We start from the raw sequence: 17,374 nt of genomic DNA on the forward strand, positions 1-17,374 counted from the left end.
TTCTTTTGCTTACCCCTTGCTGATGGTCATACCTCCATCGATAGGGAACGTCGCTCCGGTCACCCAGGTGGCCTCGTCGGATGCAAGGTAGAGCGCCATCTTCGCTACTTCTTCCGGCTTGCCGGGGCGACGGATGGCGTACTGGGCCATGATCGGTTCCAGGCTGGCAGGATCGGCCATTAAGGGCGCTGCCATGGGCGTATCCACCAGACCGGGATTCATGACGTTGCAGCGGATGTTGTCCTGTGCATAATCGACCGCGATGGACCGCGTCAACGAGTCCAGGCCGCCTTTGGACGCGGCATAGGCCGACAGACCGCGGATCCCGACCAGGCTCGCCACGGTGGAAATGTTGATGATCGAACCGCCCCCGCCCTTCAACAGCTCAGGAAGAACTGCGCGGGTCATCCGAAAGACCCCCGTGAGATTGATGTCCAGCACCTTCGCCCAGGTGGCATCGTCCATTTCGTGGAGCCGTTTGCCGAAATCACCGATTCCGGCGTTGTTCACCAGAATATGCAGCTTGCCGAAGGTACGTATCGTCTGCGCGACCACATCCTGCACATGCGCTTCATCCGTAACGGACCCGGCGACTGCCAGCGCTCGCCCGCCGTTCACCCCGATGCCTTTCACCACCCGGTCGAGTTCCTCTTTCCGGCGGCCAGTGACGACGACGTGCGCACCTTCGTCCGCAAACAACTTGGCGATGGCTTCGCCGATCCCTGCATTGCCACCTGTAATAATGGCCACTTTCCCCTGTAACCGATTCATGCCTGTGCGTCCTCCCCCTCGTGCGCTTCGTTCTCCTGCTCGCCGGTGGCCTCTGCCTCGACCGTTTTGTTCGGACGAGACCACCAGCCCTCTTCGACCTTTCTTGCGACGGTCAGGAAACCCGAATGCGCCACCATACGATGATCGGGCCGGACACTCCGCCCCTGAATCGACCAGGTCCGCAACAACGTTTCAAAGGTTTCGATCATGCCGAATACCGACGTGCGCTCCAGTGCATCCACGGTTTGCATGACCTGGGGGATGGTCGGCACGAAACTCAAATAAATGCCGCCCGAGCGCAGGACTTTCGCCGCATGCGGCACCACCTGCCAGGGTTCCGGCAAATCCAGCACCAGACGATCGAACAAGCGGCCGTCTTCCAGCACATCGATGCCCTCGTAGGCATTCTTGCGACAGGGCATGAGGGTAGACACGGGCCCCATATAGCGTTCGATGTTGGTCAATGCCGTACGGGCAAAATCGTCACGGGCTTCGTAGGTGACGACCAGGCCGGTCGGCCCCACGGCGCGCAACAACGCCATGGTGAGCGCTCCGGACCCGGTTCCGGCCTCGAAGACCCGCGCGCCGGGATAGACATCCGCCCACATCGGGATCAACGACAGGTCTTTGGGATAGAGTACCTGCGCCCCGCGAGGCATTTTCAGGACATATTCCCCGAAGGTCGGCCGGAGCGCGAGAAACCGTTTGCCCTTCGAGAGGGTCACCACGGTGCCGTCCGGCTTGCCGATGAGCTCATCGTGCGGAATCGTTTCGCCGCTGAAGTGATAGATATCCCCGGCTTTCAATGTCAGGGCATATTGCCGGCCCTTTTTGTCGACCAGATGAACACGTTCGCCGTTTTGTAGTTGTGACATAGTCCGGCATTCTAGGAGACTGCCGACGGGTTTTCAACCGAATCACCGGTGACGCGCTTCCGGCAGGCCGCTTCGCCGCGCCTCTTGACACTGCGAGGAGCGGCCCTATCTCGTCCCATGGGCAATCCGGATTGCCCGCTGTCTCGTAATACCACTGAGTGAATGAGTCGAGAGCAGGGACGAACGACGGCGAATCCTTTTCTTACCCCCCTGTCTCTAATGTAGTAGTGGAACAGGCAGCCTCTCCAAGCTGTACCATAAGCGAACCTCCCCAGGACGGGGAAGAGGGGTGACAACAATGAAAGATGCGCTCGCGATTCAAGACGATACAGACCCGACGGTTGCGGCTGAGGTGGACCCGGATGCCGATGACCCGGAAGCCAGCACGCTGCTGGACAGCATCGTGCAAGGCAACCAGGCGGAGACCGAAGCAGACTCCGAGGACTCGGCGCCTGAGAAGCCTGCGCGCTCGGCCTCTTCGCCCTTTCTCCTGGAATCCCTCTACTTCCGTTCGTTCGGCGAACGCGCGCTGCTCGAACGGGATGAAGAGATTGCCCTGGCGAAACAACTTGACCTCGGCACACGCCAAATCCGGCAGACCCTTCAGCAAGCGGTCAAAGCCGGCGGCCGCCTGAAACGAACCGATCGCACGGCCGAGTGTCTCGAAACACTCAAAACAGTGCGCCGCCTGAGCGGTCTGTCGGCCACCGTGCTCAATCAGGCCGAACGCGCACTGGAAGAACTTCAACTGGACGCCACCACCGGCGGCAGAGTTCCCGTCTCGGTCCGCAGGGAACTGGATGCGGCCTTGACGCAATTGAAAGCCTCGCGCATCACCCTGGAAACGGCCAAAGACGAGCTGGTGCGCTGCAACCTTCGCCTGGTTGTGAATGTGGCCAAACATTACACCGGACGCGGCCTGACCCTGTTGGATCTGGTCCAGGAAGGTAATATCGGATTAATGAAAGCCGCTGAGCGGTACCAGCACCGGAAGGGGTTCAAGTTCAGTACCTATGCGACGTGGTGGATCCGGCAGGGCATCACCAGATCCCTGGCCGATCAGTCACGCACCATCAGGATTCCTGTGCACCAGACGGAAGCTTCGAACCGCATTCTCAGGGCCTCGCGCCGTCTCGTCCAACAGTTAGGACGACAGCCGCGCCTGGAAGAAGTGGCCTCCACCATGCGGATGCGCCCCGATCGGCTGCATGAGACCATTCAGGCCTTCCAGGAACCGGTGGCACTCGAGCATCGAGTCGGAGATGGCGGCACGGAGCTGGGCGAACTGCTACCGGACCAGCAGGCGGTCCCGCCGGACGCCCATGTGAACCGCACGGAGCTCACCCGTGAAATGGATCGCATTCTCGGCACCTTGACCCCCAGAGAGCAAACCGTCATCCGGTTACGGTTCGGGATCGGGGAAGACCAGGCGCGTACACTGGAACAGGTCGGGCAGCATCTGTCGGTCACTCGCGAACGGATTCGGCAGATCGAAGCCAAGGCCCTCAAGAAGCTCAAGACCCCGATGGTCAAGGAGATGTTCGCGGCCATCAAATAACCACGACCTGTTTCATACGGCAGCGCGATGCGGGCGAGGGTGACACCTCGCCCGTGTTGTTTGAGCCGCGCTTTCGCCATGCATCCTATTGTGAGAGAATGCGGCAACGGAGGAACGGCTCTCCCCTATGCTGACAGCCCCCTATAGTCGCAACGGCGCCCGGCCTGATCGGACACGATGGTTCGCCTGGGGCCTTTTCTCACTCTCCCTCCTCAGCCTCTGCACGCCGGCGAACGGCGCAGGCCACAATCCCAATGAATCGACCTCGCTCACGGAACTGTCGGTACCCGCCGTCGTAGCCAAAGTCCGTCCGTCGGTCGTCACCGTGCTCACGCGTGGCATTCCCCAGGGAGGCTCCCAACACGGGGCCCCGCCGGGCTCCGGCTCCGGCGTGATCCTCGATGCCGGCGGGCACATCTTGACCAATAACCATCTGGTGCAGGGCGTGACCAGCGTCGTGGTGGGACTCTCGACCGGCCGGCTCACACCGGGGCGAGTCGTCGCTCGTGATTTTCTGCTCGATCTCGCCCTCGTCAGAATCACCGCTCCGGATCTGGTTCCGGCCGAATTCAGCCGGCGCACGTCCTTCGAAATCGGTGAAACTGTGATCGCTATCGGGAACCCCCTCGCCCTGAAGGGAGGTTCCACCGTCACGGTCGGCGTCATCAGCGCACTCGATCGCTCGGTGCTCACGCCGGAGGGAGAGACCCTGTACGATCTGCTCCAAACGGATGCCGCGATCAACCCGGGGAACAGCGGTGGCCCGTTGGTTGATCGATACGGTCAGGTCGTGGGCATCAATGTCGCGATCGCTCCTTCCGCGCAGGCCATCAGTTACGCCATTGCCATGGAGGCGGTGACGCCCCATCTTCAATCCATGATGGATCGCGGCTCCGTCCTGCGGCCGGACCTCGGCTTGATACCGCTGACGATCACCCCGAGTGTCGCCGCGAGCTTCGATCTGGAGAGTGACCGGGGCATCCTCGTGCTCTCGGTGGATCCAGCCAAACCGGCCGGGCGAGCCGGATTGCAATCCGGGGATGTGGTGACCGCCATCGATAACCATCCGCTCTACAACATCGGAGATTTCTGGCACACCGTGAGTCGCGCAAGCGACCAGATGTCGTTTCAGATCACCACGCAAGGGAAGGCCGGCACGGGCACCATTACTGTGTCACGTCCCGGTCCGGCTCGGCCGTAACCCATGAAACTCGATCAGCCCAGCCAGACGGAATCCGCGCAGCCGATCTCGAAGGTGTCTACACAGGCTCAGCCGCCCCGAGCGGGCATCCTGATACGCTGCGAGCCCCTCCCCTACGAGATAGCCTGGAGTCTGCAGCGTGCCTGCCGGGCCGAGCGTGCGGCCGACCGTTGCGAGGATCTGCTCCTGCTCCTGGAACACCCTCCCGTGTTTACCGTAGGCCGCACGACGCAAGACCAGCATTGGCCCGGAGAGAGCCGCCTGACGCAGGAATCAGGCATCCCCGTGATTCGCACGGAGCGCGGCGGGTCGATCACCTACCACGGACCGGGCCAGTTGATCGGCTATCCCGTTCTCCGCCTTTCCGATTTCTGTGCCGGACCGAAGGCCTATGTGCATCGATTGGAAGACGTGATCATCAGCACTCTGGCCGAGTGGGGCATTGCCGGACATCGTCGGGAGCGGCTGCCTGGAGTATGGGTCGGAGGGGACATCCCGTCGAAAATCGCCTCGATCGGCGTGCGCATTTCGCAAGGCGTCACGACGCATGGTTTCGCGCTGAATGTCTGCTTGGACCTAGCGCCGTTTTCCCACATCGTCCCCTGCGGAATTGCCGACTGCCGAGTGACGTCTATGGCGGCACTCTTAGGAGAAGCGCCCGAGATGGGCGCAGTCCAGGAAAGGCTGGCTGCCAATTTTGCTGAACGGTTTCATCTGGCCTGGACAGAACGCATCGGGCCGGATCGGTTTTTGGCTCTGAGCGACGCCTCACCGACGATTGCTCAGGGGTCTCTCCCTCCGCGCGCTACTCACCAGCAAGGAGTTACGTGATGAACGAATTCGATACCCACACCTTTCGGCTTGCCGTTGCCCAGTTTAATGAAGCGGCAGAATCCATGCGCCTCGACACCAACCTGCGTGAGCGCTTAAAACTGCCGCAACGCTCCCTGCTGGTCAGCATACCGGTGAAGATGGACGACGGGCATGTGGAAGTGTTTACGGGATACCGTGTCCAGCACGATTCCGCGCGAGGCCCCTGCAAGGGCGGCATCCGATATCATCCGGACGTGAATCTTGGCGAGGTGGCCGCGCTGGCCATGTGGATGACCTGGAAATGTGCCGTGGCGGATCTTCCCTATGGCGGCGCGAAAGGCGGCGTGAAGGTGGATCCCCAAAAGCTGTCCCGCGGGGAACTGCAACGTCTGACCCGACGGTACGCGGCGGAAATTTTCCCATTGATCGGCCCGGACAAAGATGTCCCGGCACCCGATGTGGGGACGGACCAGCAGGTCATGGCCTGGATCATGGATACCTACAGTCAGCAGGTCGGCTATGCGGTGCAAGGAGTCGTCACAGGCAAGCCGCTTTCGATCGGCGGCAGCCTGGGCCGGGAGGAAGCGACCGGTCGCGGCGTCTCCTACGTCACACTGGAAGCCTTGCAGCACCTGAAGATTGATATCTCCCAAGCGACTGTCGCCGTTCAGGGGTTCGGCAATGTCGGCTCGAATACCGCCCTCATCTTGCAACAAGCGGGAGCGCGGATCGTGGCTGTAAGCGACGTCGGCGGCGGATTGTACAACCCCAAGGGCCTGGACATCGCCGAGGTGCTCCATCGCTATCGCGACAAACACGAACCGTTACGCGAGATCAAGCTGGGCGAATCCATCACCAACGAAGAATTGCTGCAGCTCGATTGTACGGTGTTGGTTCCCGCCGCGCTCTCCGAACAAATCACCGAAGCCAATGCGTCACAATTGCGCTGCAGAATTCTCGCGGAGGGTGCGAACGGGCCGACGACGTTGGAGGCCGACCGCATCCTGACCGACAAGGGTGTCTTTATCATTCCCGACATTCTGGCCAACTCGGGCGGCGTGATCGTCTCTTACTTTGAATGGGTGCAGGACGTGCAGCGCTTTTTCTGGAAAGCCAAGGATATTCAAGACCGGCTGCAGGACATCATCACCAGTGCCTTCCATCGAACCCTGCGTTTCTCCGTGGAGAAACGGACGACGATGCGTATGGCGGCCTTGATGTCGGGCATCGACAAGGTGGCCCAGGCGCATCTCCAACGCGGGCTCTACCCCTAGCAGCATACCGAAGACCTCGCTCATGCCATGACACGGTATATACTCGCGGCGATCGCCGGAATCTGGATGGCCGACGGCCTCGCCTTGCTGACGGTCCCCCTGCTCGTCATCCAACGAGTTCAGGAGTCCCTCCTGCACAGCCCACAACTGCTCCGCTGGGAAGCCGTCGGTATCGGTCTTGGAGCCATTCTGATCTTCTGGTCGGGGCCGATTCCCTATCAGCCGCTGTGGTGGATCACCGGCAGCGCCATGATCGTCAAAGGCTGTTTCCTCACATGGGGACCCGACGCATGGCGCACGCCGCTGCTGGATTGGTGTTTCTCCCGCGAAGCCATCGACTACCGGTTCTTCGGACTGTGGCTGTGCATGCTTGCCGTTCTGTTACTGCATGCGGTAGGGTTGCTCCACGGGTAATTCGTGCTTACAGCCGACCGCGGTCGAGACCATCGTCATGAGTCACCACACCATCGCTTCACTCTGGGAGGAACACAGCCGCGAGGGCTGGCCCCGTTTTTCCAGCCCGAACGAAGGACAATTGATGACGCTGGATACCGTCATCGGCGGCTGTGCCGTGTTTTACCTCGACGGGCAGGATGAAATGGACAGTCAACGCATCGCGATACTCCAGGACTGCATCGCCGACCTGGATAACTTGCTCGATGACCTGGCCGAAGACAGCTTGGGCTATTTTCAACGACTCCGCCGACTTGCGACCGCCCTCGTCCAGCTGAATCCAGGGACCTGACCAGCAGCACCGCGAGAAGCAGCGGGGACCGACCGGTAGGCCCGCCCCCGCTGTGGGTTCCCTACGGCACCTCGACGATATCTTTCTTCATCGGACCAAGCAGCCCCAGCAATTCACCTTTCTCACCGGCCGGCACGTTAAACTTGTCGAGCGCGGCGACAAGATCCTGAACCAGGGCTCCAAAATCCGCACTGCTGATCTGCATCCCCAGGTGCGTGCTTTTCATGTCGCGGCCGCGATAGCTGCAGGGACCACCCGTCGCGCCGCACACTTGATCGACCAAGTGCCCCTTCAACTTGGGGATGTCCGTCGTCGCAAAGCGGCTATTGATCCGCCCATCCGCCGCCACATTGGCCACAAATTGATCCACCACCGCCGTAATGGCAGGCTTTCCTCCCAACCGGTCATAGAGGGACTTTGTTGCCGTCGCGCCGGCCACCGGGCGCCCGGCTCCTTCCAGACTCCCGGTATTCGCGCAACCGGCCAGCACCACCAGTGCACTGAGTACCATGGCGCCCATTCCAACACGCTTCGATATCATCATTCGCCCCCCCTTGTAATAGGTGACCGACTGCTGGCCATCCTCGACCCACCATGAGCCGGGGTTTTCAACCAGCGGCACCGGTTGACCCCAGACGATAGGGGAGATATGATCTATTCGTCTAATATATTGTTTTCATATGTCCTATAGCTTTTCCATATAGCGAGAAGTAACAACCATCATGGAATTGCGTCAAATTGAGTATTTCATGGCCGTGGCGGCCCACCAAAACTTTAGCCGCGCGGCAGAACATGTCCATGTCTCCCAACCTTCTCTCTCGATCCAAATCGGCGGCCTCGAAAAGGAACTGGGCACACGCCTGTTCGACCGGCTCGGTCGGAAAGTCGTCCTGACTCAGGCCGGCGAGCTGTTTCATGTGCATGCGGAGCGGGCCTTGCGGGAGCTGGAGCAGGCTGAGCAGGTGGTGCAGGAGCTGCTAGGCGCAAAACGGGGCCGCTTGGTGGTGGGCGCACTCTCGACAGTCAACTCCTACCTCATCGCCCCGCTGGTCTCCCGATTCAAACAACGCTTCCCCGACATCCACTTGCAAGTACACGCGCAGGCCTCGGCAGATGTCGTGAACGGACTGCTGTCGAATCGCCTCGACATCGGGATCTGTTTACTGCCGCTGACACATCCGCAACTGACGACCGTTCCGCTGTTCGAAGAACGATTGGCCCTGGTGGCCCCGGCAGGCATGCACATTGGGACACGTCGTGCACGCATGCAAGACCTCGCTCGGCTTCCCCTGGTCCTGATGCCGGTCGATTATTGTCTGCGCAAAATGGTTGAAGCCGAATGCGCCAAGGCGGGTGTGCATCCGCAGGTGGTGTTGGAAATGACCTCACCCGAAGGAATCCTTCAGGCTGTGGCCGAGGGAACGGGAGCCACGATTCTTCCCGAACTCTACGTCCGCTCGCGACTTCCCGGAATGGATCTCCAGGTGATCGATCTCTACGACCCCACTCCCCGTCATGCCGTCGGTTTGGCATATCTCACCTTGCGACACCGCGGACCGGCCGCTGAGGAGTTTGCCGCGATCTGCCAAACGACGATGCGGGACCTGCAGTCCGACCCCGAACAGTCCCAACGGAACCGGCCGAGAAAGCGGACGGCACGACCCAAATAGCATCCCTCTCATCCGCCGCCACGCCAACTGAAAGACCGGCCTCGACCTTGAAAGTCAGACTGCCCGTTGGATAGAATGCCGTGTTTGCTGAGTCATCCCCCCGACATCCTGTACCAACTGTCAGAACGGTGTGAGTTCTGAGGATCTGTTCTAAGGAGGCCTTCATGATGCAGCGCAAGTTGGCGTTCACAGCCTTAACGGCGATGATAGGATCCCTGTACCTCGCTGCCATGGTGAGCGCCGGGCCTTATGAACTCAGCAAGGACGACTTGACCGACCCTAAAGGGATTGCGAGCCAGGACGTGTCTCTCTTCGGGATCAAGCTGGGGGACGATGAAGGAAAAGCGCTGGATGGGCTGGTGAACGAAAAGATTCCCGGCATCAAGACCGAACAAGAGGCGACATTTATTTTCCTGCTCGATCAACGGAAGCCGACCGGCCCGATGGCCGGGGTCAGAGTACAGGACGGAAAAGTCGATCTTATTTTCATCAACAACCGCTTTGCCTATAAAACTCGCGGAATCTTTCGCAACGTCCTCAACAGCGAAAGTCCGGATGATGTGCGCAAGCTGCTCGGCAAAGAGGATTACGGCGATGAAAACGTCATGGGCGCCATGCTCGCCTATGACAAGCAGGGCTTCCAGGTCAATTATCTCGGAAAAGATGTGAACGTGGAGTTTTCACTCCCTCGCTAAGACAGCCCAGTCGTCGGTTCTGTTCCACCGTGACTTCCCCTCTCACCGCCTGAAACCGTGAAGATCCGTGCCCAGCTTGCGACGGGCACAACCTTCCCCCGCTTGCTGCAGCACGCCCGACAGTTGCGAACCAATCCGGGAAGACCTAGAGGTAGTTAACGGGCAAGGCCAGCCCGGCTGTCACTAAGCCGCAGGCCGTAGTTGATGAGGCTCGTCGCCGTGTTCCAGCGACGCTTGGAATTGAGAATGACGAGCAGCAGGTCGCTGCCGTCTTGGGAGACTTTGGCGATGAGGCATCGGCCTGCCTTGGACGTGAATCCCGTCTTCACCCCTTGCACTCCCGGAATACGCCCCAGAAGCCGGTTGGTCGTGCGCAGGACATACGCTCGATGTTCATTGATCGGCATGATGATCTCCCGCTCTTCACGCACCAACTCCTTGAAGACGGGGTGGTGCAGGGCGATCTCGCTCAGTTTTGCCAGATCTTCGGCCGTCGAATAATGTTCCGGCGCATCGAACCCGCACGCGTTGCTGAAATGGGTATTGTGTAATTCAAGCGCCGCAGCCTTGGCATTCATGAGATCGACGAAGCGGGCCTCATCCCCGCCGACATGCTCACTGGCCGCCAGACAGGCGTCATTCGCAGACACGATCAACATGGCCTTCAATAAATCTTCCAGCCGAAAAATCTGACCGGTTCGCAAACGCAGATGCGTCTTGTGTGCGCGCGCGGCCTTGGGGCTGACCGTCACCTCGTCATCCAGATGGCCATACTCCAGGATGACCAGGGCCGACATGATCTTGGTCAGACTGGCCGGGGACAGCCGCTTTTCACTTTCAAATTGGTAGAGAGTGGTTCCCGTCTTGAGCTCCTTGAGCAGGATGCTATGCGCTGGAACGTGCCGCCATCGCAGACTGTGATTCGCTTGCTTGGCGGACGGGACCGGCCGCGGATCGAAAGGCACAGTAATGACTTCATCGTCAACGTCGCTGTCGACGGCCAGCGCCTGGCCGCTCCAAAGGCCGAACAACAGACCCAGGATTCCGAAGGCACCTATCGAAAGGGTTCGACACGAACGATTCATGGGGTGGGTCGCACTTTCTTGTGACAGCCAGACAGGGGCTGACGTTCACAGGGTATAGGTTTCTCGCACCTTCGTACCACGCAGGCTACTGGAGATCACCTTATGAAAGAATCGGAGCAAATCGGCGAGGTCGATCCAGAATCCGCAATTCAGGCAACGGGCATAGAGCCGCCGATTCATGAGCGTGTAATGCCGCTCCACCATCATGAATCCTTTGCATTTCAAGCAGTGCATCGCCCAACCCTTGCCCCTTCGAATCGGTGTTATGGTCGGCCCAGTGCATCTCAGGCCGATACCGACGTCGTCACTGTATTTAGCGGAGTCGATTGAGGATCAGGGCAAGGCAGCCGGCCAACAACCCGCCCCCGAAGACCGTGGTGCTAAAGGAAAGGATCGCGCTCGAACTTCCCGCCGGGTTGGTCCCAGAGACCAGATCGCGCACCCCGCCTTGAACCATCAAGACTGCCAGCGTCGTCAGGCAGCCCATGCAAAACCACCAGAGAAACGATCGCACGAGCCCCCGCGGTCTAGTAGCTGAACATGGCGCGGATCCTTGTCCGGCAACCTTTTCGAACTCTATCCGAGCCCTATTGAGGTGTCAAGCAAACTGCCTATCTCCTCTTCGGTTGATCCGGCGCAAACCTGAATCCGCTGCTACTCGCCTGCGCGCCCGGCCGGAGCCTGCCCCTTATGTCCGTGATGCAAAAACACCGACACGCTGCCCGCGCCGTTATCCGCCGTTACCAGCCCAGGCTCTTCCATGTTATCGGCAGAGACGCGATAACTCGCCACGGCAAAGGGTCCGTTCCTCGTACGGTAGTTGCGGGGCGGGTAGTGAAAGGTGCCGTCGCCTCGCCCGAAGAGAATGGAAAGATCGGTCGATTGCAGATTCACTATGGCCACATCCGCAATATGATCGCCGTCAAAATCGTGAGCCGCCCCGAAATTCGGACTGGCATCCGCTCCGGAATCCTTGCCGGGCTGGAACGTAGCATCCCCATTGCCCAAGAAGGTCGTGAAACTGTCCCCTTCCCCGTTGATGACTAACAGATCAGGCAGGCGATCGTTGTTAAAATCGGCGAAGCTGACGCCGAGCGGCCGTCGCCCGGTCTTATAGTCTTTGGGATCTCGAAAGGTGCCATCACCATTGCCGATCCACACGGAGACCGCACTCAACATCGGGCCGCCGTTGGTAACCACCAAATCCGGTTTGCCGTCCTGGTTGAGATCCTTCAGGGCCACCGACGTGGGGGTATCGCCGTATTCATATTGCACGCCGGGACGAAAGTTTCCACCGGCACTCCCGAGAAAAATCTTCACTTTGTCGTTACGGAGTGCCACCGCCAGATCGGGATGACCGTCACCGTTTACATCTTCGCTGGACACAGAGACCGGGGTACGGTGGACCGGATACTGCGGTCCGTCCTCGAATTTTCCGTTGCCTCGTCCGAACAGGATCGAGACTTGATCACTTCCGGAGCAGGCCAGCACCACATCGAGTTGGTCATCGTGATTAAAGTCGTTGATGGCCAGGGAGCGGGGCTCTTGGCAGACCTTTACCTGAACCTGATCTCGAAACGTGCCGTCGCCGTTGCCGAACAGCAGCGAAATCGTATTGCTCGATATATTGGTGGTGATCAGGTCCGTGATTTGGTCGCGATTGAAGTCGGCTGTAGTGACGGTGGTCGGATTCTTACCGACCGGGTAACTGGCAAAGTAGTAGAAGGGGTCAGGCGGAATGTAGGGGTCGGCTTTCGAACAGGCAGAAACCATGATCAATCCGGCCGCTAACACCGGGCCGACCCCGAAGAACGACCGAATCTTGATACCCCGACGGTCGGCGGTCATATCCATCCCGATGAAAAAGGCATGACATTCCGGCCAAGTCCATGCTTCGCCGCTCCCGGTTCTGACCCGTTGGGCGGAGTATACAGAGGCCCCTCGGGCTTCGCAACGAATGGCAGGCTCTGAGCACATACCGCCCGGGCGAACACGACGACTTGCCGAATGGGCTCTGACATCTAGGCCTTTCGCCCCTTTGAAAACTTGGAAAGCGTTAGGCTACAATGCGGGCCAAGTGTGGAGGAGGTGCCCATGAGCAAGAAAGTCAATATCCCTTTGTCGATGTATGGTGTCGCGGAAGTGTTGAAGTGGTGTATCGATCGCAATAACGGCCGCGTCGGCGGTGTCGATACGGATGGATTCAAGAAAATGCAGGCGCTCCTGGCGGAGAAGCCGACGTCGAATGATTATTTAGCGCTGGACCAATTCTGGAAGAAGCAAGTCGTGCTGGAACTCACGGAAGAAGAGGTGTCGACCATCGACCGTTGCTTGTACGACATCCCGAACTTCGATAACGAACCGCTCCCCCAGATTCGGCACAAATTCTGGCCTGACGCCGTCGGAGCTCACTAAGCCCCGACTTCCGCAATCGAACACAATCTTCCGACAACCCACAGATCTTCATGTTCTGTGGGTTGTGCTGGGATTGCACGCACCCATCTCAACGCCCGTTCGCAGCCTTCCCTCCGGACGAATCGGGGCGAGTCATCGCCCCAATCGACACTATCCCCAGGCATCTTGAGTTGATTCTAGTCAGGCAATGGCCCGTTCCGCCGCTCGATGGGACGGAACGGGCTCAGGTCGTCAGGGGGGACAGGGGGTAGCGTTTCTGCGCTACAGAGATCCCTCGCCTTTGAGAAACTTCCGGAAACGCCCCATGAGGTCGGCACCCAGGGTCCCGCCTTCCGGCTTTTTAACCTCGGGATCACTGAAGTGCGAACGGATTTCCTGCAGGCGTTTCTCCGCCTGGTCATTTCCCTGCAATCGCTTGGTTTTCTGAAGCGCGGTGTCGAAGGCATCGAACGTGAGTTCGTTATAGCCGAACGACCGGATGCGCTTCACCGCCTTCATCATCGCTTGATTGCGAAATGTCGTGAGGTGCTCGGAGTCGACCTCTTTCAGACCCAACTTGCGGGCTCGACGTTCAGCTGCCTTGCGGATCCCGCTGCGCACAAAATCCGGTGAGGTTTGCAACCGCTTCCACGCTTCGTCGCTCCAGGCGACACGTTCCTGCGGCGCCTCCCACAACTGCACCGCGATCTGCTCATCGATCCTAGTGAAGCCCTTCTCTCGCGCCAACTCTTCGGTATCATGCCGGATCATGTCGCTCACAAAATCCATGGCAATCGGCGGAGACTCCTTGATCTTCTGCTGCAAGAGCGCCAACGCGCCCTCTGACCATTCCAGTGGAGCCGCCTCCCGCTCTCGAATCTCTCCCAAAGCCTCGACCTTCTCAAAGAGATCGACATTGACCTCCATATGGCCGCCTTTGCGGGCGATCTCGTCGGCGATTTGCTTGATCATCCCGCGCATGAACTCCGGCACGGCCGCCAGTCGTTCCTTCGCGGCCGCGGTCCAAGGCAGCTGTCCCTTGGCCATTTGATCGGCAGCCTCAGCCATGCCGCCCTCACCGCCCATGGTCCCCATCATCTGACCTTTGAACTGATCGAGGATTTCTTCGGTGATTTCGGGATAGCCCAACTCTCGCGCCTTTTTCTCAGCCAGGCGGCGGACCATTCCTCGCAAAAACATGGGAGCGCGCTCCATTCGCTTGAGCGCGCCGTCACTCCACCGAACCTCTGGGGCTGTTATATTTGAGGACTCTGCCACGGTATCACTCCTGTTACTTATTGAGTAATTCCTTCAGTTCCTTGCCTGCCTTGAAGAATGGCACACGCTTGGCCGGCACCGCAACGGTCGCACCGGTTTTCGGATTACGACCTTCCTTCATCCGCCGGGCGCGGAGACGAAAACTCCCGAACCCTCGGATCTCCGTCTTATTCCCGTTCCGCAGCGAGTCGCGAATACAATCGAATATCGTGTTCACCACGATCTCCGCCTGCCGCTTCGTCAATGTCGTGACCTGCTCCGATACCCGCTCGATAATCTGCGCTTTGGTCATCGTCCCTCTCCTCGTGGGTGGGGCTTACGCACGGATGAATTGCTGCGTTGCCTTACCGATGCGCTCCGGCCGTTCAGAACGCCATCAGGTATTTCAGTTTGACGCCGGTATTCAACTCCAGCTTCGGAAACACCGACGCCCAACGTGACTCGATGATATCCCGAAATGAAAACCGCTTGCGAGGCTCGACCACTTTCGGTTCACCTTCCATACCGGCAATGTCCGCCGCGATGTGGATGGCATCGTCCAGATCGCCCAATTCGTCGACCAGCCTCGCCTCTTTGGCCTGGCGTCCGGTGTAAATCCGTCCATCCGCCAGCGGCTCCACATCCGACACCTCTAACGACCGCCCGTCGGCCACCGCTTGAATGAACTGGTGGTGGACATCGTCCATCACCGACTGCAGGAGCTTGCGCTCCTCATCGCTCATCTTCCGCAACGGGGACCCGACGTCTTTGAATCGCCCGCTCTTGATGACCACCCCTTCGACCCCGACCTTTTTCATCAGGCCTTCGAAGTTGGCCATTTCCATGATCACGCCGATACTCCCGGTCAACGTGCCGGGATTGGCAATGATACGGTCCGTGGCCGCGGCGATGTAATAACCTCCGGAAGCAGCAACCGTCCCCATAGAGGCGATCACCGCCTTATTGCTCTTGTTTTTTACCCGCTTCACCGCATCGTGAATTTCCTGAGACGGCACGACGCCGCCGCCGGGACTGTCTATGCGCAGCACGATCGCCTTGACCAGCGGGTTCTCGCTGTATTGCTTCAACTCGCTGATGGTCGCTTGTGCATCAAGGATCACGCCCTCGATGCGAATGAGGGCCACACGATCCTGGCTGGAGAAATCAAGGTCGGGGAGGAGCGCGTTCAAGAGAATCAACGCTCCTCCCCCAATCACGATGGCCCAGAAGATACGTCGCAGCAGGCTCCGCTGTGGTCTCACCGCCGTGTCTGCTTGTGGCCCCATTCGGTCTCCCGTCACCTAGGCTTCGGAATCGCTCTGGTTCCGCTTCCGGCTTTGCTTGGCCGCGCGACCCAGGGTCTGATCGATCCCGCCCTGAGAGGCGTGGAACTCATCGACCTGGCGCCGATCGGAATCCATCTGGTGATCGCGCAAGCTGAGCGCAATTTTCCGCTCATCGCGATCCACCTTGATGATCTTCGCCGTGACGTCGTCACCCGGCTTGAACTTCTCTTCCATGCGAACGTTCGTATCGAGTCCGACTTCGCTGATATGAATCAGACCCTCGACATCGCCATCGAGCTCGATGAAGAGTCCGAAATCGGCGATCTTGCTGACCTTGCCGGTAATGCTATCGCCGACCCGATACTTGTTGGGAATCTGCTCTTCCCACGGATCGCGTGACAATTGCTTATACCCCAGCGAGAGGCGCTCCTTTTCCTTGTCGATACGAATGACCACCGCATCCACCTTCTGGCCCTTCTTGAAGAGCTCCGACGGATGCTTGATGTGCTTCGTCCAGGACATGTCGGAAATATGGATCAGCCCGTCGATACCTTCTTCCAATCCGACGAACGCGCCGAAATCGGTCAGGCTCTTCACCTTTCCTTCGATCCGCGTTCCAGCCGGGTACTTCGCCTCGATCATGTCCCACGGATTCGGCGCCGTCTGCTTCATGCCGAGCGAAATCTTCCGGCTTCCCGGATCGATGTTCAACACGGCGGCTTCCACCTGATCGCCGACGGACACCACGCGCGACGGATGCCGCACTTCGTGCGTCCAGGACATCTCGGACACGTGGACCAATCCTTCCACGCCGGGCTCTAACTCAACGAAGGCGCCATAATCGGTCAAGCTCACCACTCGACCACGGACACGAGTGCCCACCGGGTACTTCGCCGCCACACCGGTCCAGGGATCCGCCGACTTCTGCTTGAGTCCCAAGGAAATACGGCCGGTCTCGCGATCGTACTTGAGCACGGTGACTTCCACCTTGTCGCTGACCTGGAACAGTTCGGACGGATGGCCCACACGGCCCCAGGACATATCCGTGATGTGCAGCAAGCCGTCGATGCCACCGAGGTCGATAAACGCTCCGTAATCGGTGATGTTCTTCACCGTGCCCTGAATCAACTGACCTTCCTTCAACGTCGACAACGTCGTCTGACGGCGACGGTCACGCGTCTCTTCCAACAAAACCCGTCGGGAGACGACCACGTTGCCGCGGCGATGATTGATCTTGATGATCTTGAGGGGGAAGGTCTTGCCGACCAGGCCATCGAGATCGCGGACCGGATGCAGATCGATCTGGGAGCCGGGCAAGAACGCCTTGACACCGATATCGACCATCATGCCGCCCTTGATACGGGAAATGATCTTGCCTTCGATGCTCTTTTCTTCTTTATGCAGCTTCTCCAATTCCTCCCAGATTTTCATCTTGTCGGCTTTTTCTTTGGAGAGCACGAGATTGCCGTCGGCATCTTCACATTCTTCGAGATACACCTGGAGGCGATCGCCCACCTTCAATTGCCCCAGTTCCTCATGCGAGAACTGATCGGCGGGAATCATGCCTTCCGACTTGTAGCCGATATCGACCACGACTTTGTCTTTGCCGATGGCGACGACCATGCCCTCGGTGATGGTCCCTTCCTCGAAGTTACGGAAGGTTTCCTCATACATCGCCGCCAAGGCGTCGCGATCAAGCTTGGGTTCACTTTGCGGTGTGACAGTACTCATGAAAAGGTCCTCGTCCTCC

The 17,374-nt window shown here is 59.2% G+C and carries 20 protein-coding genes; 9 read left to right on the top strand and 11 right to left on the bottom strand.

The window, feature by feature from the left end; all coding sequences use genetic code 11:
- Nucleotides 1–9: 9 nt before the first annotated feature.
- Entirely contained in the window at nucleotides 10–771 is a 762-nt protein-coding gene (locus H8K11_00485; GenBank protein ID MCS6262208.1) for an SDR family oxidoreductase, read from the bottom strand.
- Entirely contained in the window at nucleotides 768–1,646 is an 879-nt protein-coding gene (locus H8K11_00490; GenBank protein MCS6262209.1) for a tRNA (adenine-N1)-methyltransferase, read from the bottom strand. The genes H8K11_00485 and H8K11_00490 overlap by 4 nt, the downstream gene beginning before the upstream one ends.
- Nucleotides 1,647–1,944: 298 nt before the next feature.
- Here H8K11_00490 and H8K11_00495 point away from each other — a divergent pair, with 298 nt between their 5' ends.
- The 6 genes from H8K11_00495 (at nucleotide 1,945) to H8K11_00520 (ending at nucleotide 7,237) form a co-directional block, all read left to right on the top strand.
- Nucleotides 1,945–3,204 (top strand): sigma-70 family RNA polymerase sigma factor, encoded by a 1,260-nt coding sequence (locus tag H8K11_00495; protein MCS6262210.1) that lies wholly within the window; start codon nucleotides 1,945–1,947, stop codon nucleotides 3,202–3,204.
- Between the two features lie 127 nt (nucleotides 3,205–3,331).
- Nucleotides 3,332–4,405: a trypsin-like peptidase domain-containing protein gene (locus H8K11_00500; GenBank protein ID MCS6262211.1), complete on the top strand. Its 1,074-nt coding sequence runs from the start codon at nucleotides 3,332–3,334 to the stop codon at nucleotides 4,403–4,405.
- A 3-nt stretch (nucleotides 4,406–4,408) separates the two neighbouring features.
- On the top strand, nucleotides 4,409–5,236 hold the full coding sequence (lipB, locus tag H8K11_00505) for a lipoyl(octanoyl) transferase LipB (protein ID MCS6262212.1): 828 nt from the start codon (nucleotides 4,409–4,411) through the stop codon (nucleotides 5,234–5,236).
- Nucleotides 5,236–6,492 carry a Glu/Leu/Phe/Val dehydrogenase gene (locus tag H8K11_00510; GenBank protein MCS6262213.1) on the top strand — a complete coding sequence of 419 codons (1,257 nt, stop codon included), beginning with the start codon at nucleotides 5,236–5,238 and terminating at the stop codon, nucleotides 6,490–6,492. The genes lipB and H8K11_00510 overlap by 1 nt, the downstream gene beginning before the upstream one ends.
- 27 nt (nucleotides 6,493–6,519) lie before the next feature.
- Nucleotides 6,520–6,906 carry a hypothetical protein gene (locus H8K11_00515; protein ID MCS6262214.1) on the top strand — a complete coding sequence of 129 codons (387 nt, stop codon included), beginning with the start codon at nucleotides 6,520–6,522 and terminating at the stop codon, nucleotides 6,904–6,906.
- A gap of 37 nt (nucleotides 6,907–6,943) precedes the next feature.
- Nucleotides 6,944–7,237: a hypothetical protein gene (locus H8K11_00520; GenBank protein ID MCS6262215.1), complete on the top strand. Its 294-nt coding sequence runs from the start codon at nucleotides 6,944–6,946 to the stop codon at nucleotides 7,235–7,237.
- A 61-nt stretch (nucleotides 7,238–7,298) separates the two neighbouring features.
- On the opposite strand, the gene H8K11_00525 is transcribed toward H8K11_00520, so the two are convergent.
- Nucleotides 7,299–7,778, bottom strand: a complete 480-nt coding sequence (locus H8K11_00525; protein ID MCS6262216.1) for a group 1 truncated hemoglobin — start codon at nucleotides 7,776–7,778, stop codon at nucleotides 7,299–7,301.
- Nucleotides 7,779–7,959: 181 nt separating this feature from the next.
- Here H8K11_00525 and H8K11_00530 point away from each other — a divergent pair, with 181 nt between their 5' ends.
- Together H8K11_00530 and H8K11_00535 are read left to right on the top strand one after the other, a co-directional pair.
- Entirely contained in the window at nucleotides 7,960–8,907 is a 948-nt protein-coding gene (locus tag H8K11_00530; GenBank protein MCS6262217.1) for a LysR family transcriptional regulator, read from the top strand.
- 164 nt (nucleotides 8,908–9,071) lie between these two features.
- Entirely contained in the window at nucleotides 9,072–9,602 is a 531-nt protein-coding gene (locus H8K11_00535) for a hypothetical protein (protein ID MCS6262218.1), read from the top strand.
- Between the two features lie 155 nt (nucleotides 9,603–9,757).
- On the opposite strand, the gene H8K11_00540 is transcribed toward H8K11_00535, so the two are convergent.
- The 4 genes from H8K11_00540 to H8K11_00555 all read right to left on the bottom strand — a co-directional run bounded on the left by H8K11_00540 (nucleotide 9,758) and on the right by H8K11_00555 (nucleotide 12,535).
- The gene (locus tag H8K11_00540) at nucleotides 9,758–10,687 is read right to left on the bottom strand and encodes a D-alanyl-D-alanine carboxypeptidase (protein MCS6262219.1); all 930 of its coding nucleotides are present in this window, start codon (nucleotides 10,685–10,687) and stop codon (nucleotides 9,758–9,760) included.
- Between the two features lie 45 nt (nucleotides 10,688–10,732).
- Nucleotides 10,733–10,921, bottom strand: a complete 189-nt coding sequence (locus H8K11_00545; GenBank protein MCS6262220.1) for a hypothetical protein — start codon at nucleotides 10,919–10,921, stop codon at nucleotides 10,733–10,735.
- Between the two features lie 79 nt (nucleotides 10,922–11,000).
- The gene (locus H8K11_00550) at nucleotides 11,001–11,174 is read right to left on the bottom strand and encodes a hypothetical protein (protein MCS6262221.1); all 174 of its coding nucleotides are present in this window, start codon (nucleotides 11,172–11,174) and stop codon (nucleotides 11,001–11,003) included.
- A 167-nt stretch (nucleotides 11,175–11,341) separates the two neighbouring features.
- Nucleotides 11,342–12,535, bottom strand: a complete 1,194-nt coding sequence (locus H8K11_00555; GenBank protein ID MCS6262222.1) for a VCBS repeat-containing protein — start codon at nucleotides 12,533–12,535, stop codon at nucleotides 11,342–11,344.
- A gap of 246 nt (nucleotides 12,536–12,781) precedes the next feature.
- Here H8K11_00555 and H8K11_00560 point away from each other — a divergent pair, with 246 nt between their 5' ends.
- Nucleotides 12,782–13,102: a hypothetical protein gene (locus tag H8K11_00560; GenBank protein ID MCS6262223.1), complete on the top strand. Its 321-nt coding sequence runs from the start codon at nucleotides 12,782–12,784 to the stop codon at nucleotides 13,100–13,102.
- A gap of 261 nt (nucleotides 13,103–13,363) precedes the next feature.
- On the opposite strand, the gene H8K11_00565 is transcribed toward H8K11_00560, so the two are convergent.
- The 4 genes from H8K11_00565 to H8K11_00580 form a co-directional block, all read right to left on the bottom strand.
- Nucleotides 13,364–14,281 (bottom strand): hypothetical protein, encoded by a 918-nt coding sequence (locus H8K11_00565; protein ID MCS6262224.1) that lies wholly within the window; start codon nucleotides 14,279–14,281, stop codon nucleotides 13,364–13,366.
- A gap of 91 nt (nucleotides 14,282–14,372) precedes the next feature.
- Nucleotides 14,373–14,651, bottom strand: a complete 279-nt coding sequence (locus tag H8K11_00570; protein MCS6262225.1) for an integration host factor subunit beta — start codon at nucleotides 14,649–14,651, stop codon at nucleotides 14,373–14,375.
- 73 nt (nucleotides 14,652–14,724) lie between these two features.
- Nucleotides 14,725–15,624 (bottom strand): signal peptide peptidase SppA, encoded by a 900-nt coding sequence (sppA, locus tag H8K11_00575; GenBank protein MCS6262226.1) that lies wholly within the window; start codon nucleotides 15,622–15,624, stop codon nucleotides 14,725–14,727.
- A gap of 15 nt (nucleotides 15,625–15,639) precedes the next feature.
- Nucleotides 15,640–17,355 (bottom strand): 30S ribosomal protein S1, encoded by a 1,716-nt coding sequence (locus tag H8K11_00580; GenBank protein MCS6262227.1) that lies wholly within the window; start codon nucleotides 17,353–17,355, stop codon nucleotides 15,640–15,642.
- Nucleotides 17,356–17,374: the final 19 nt, after the last annotated feature.

It is taken from the genome of Nitrospira sp. (assembly GCA_024998565.1).
Taxonomy (GTDB): domain Bacteria; phylum Nitrospirota; class Nitrospiria; order Nitrospirales; family Nitrospiraceae; genus Nitrospira_A.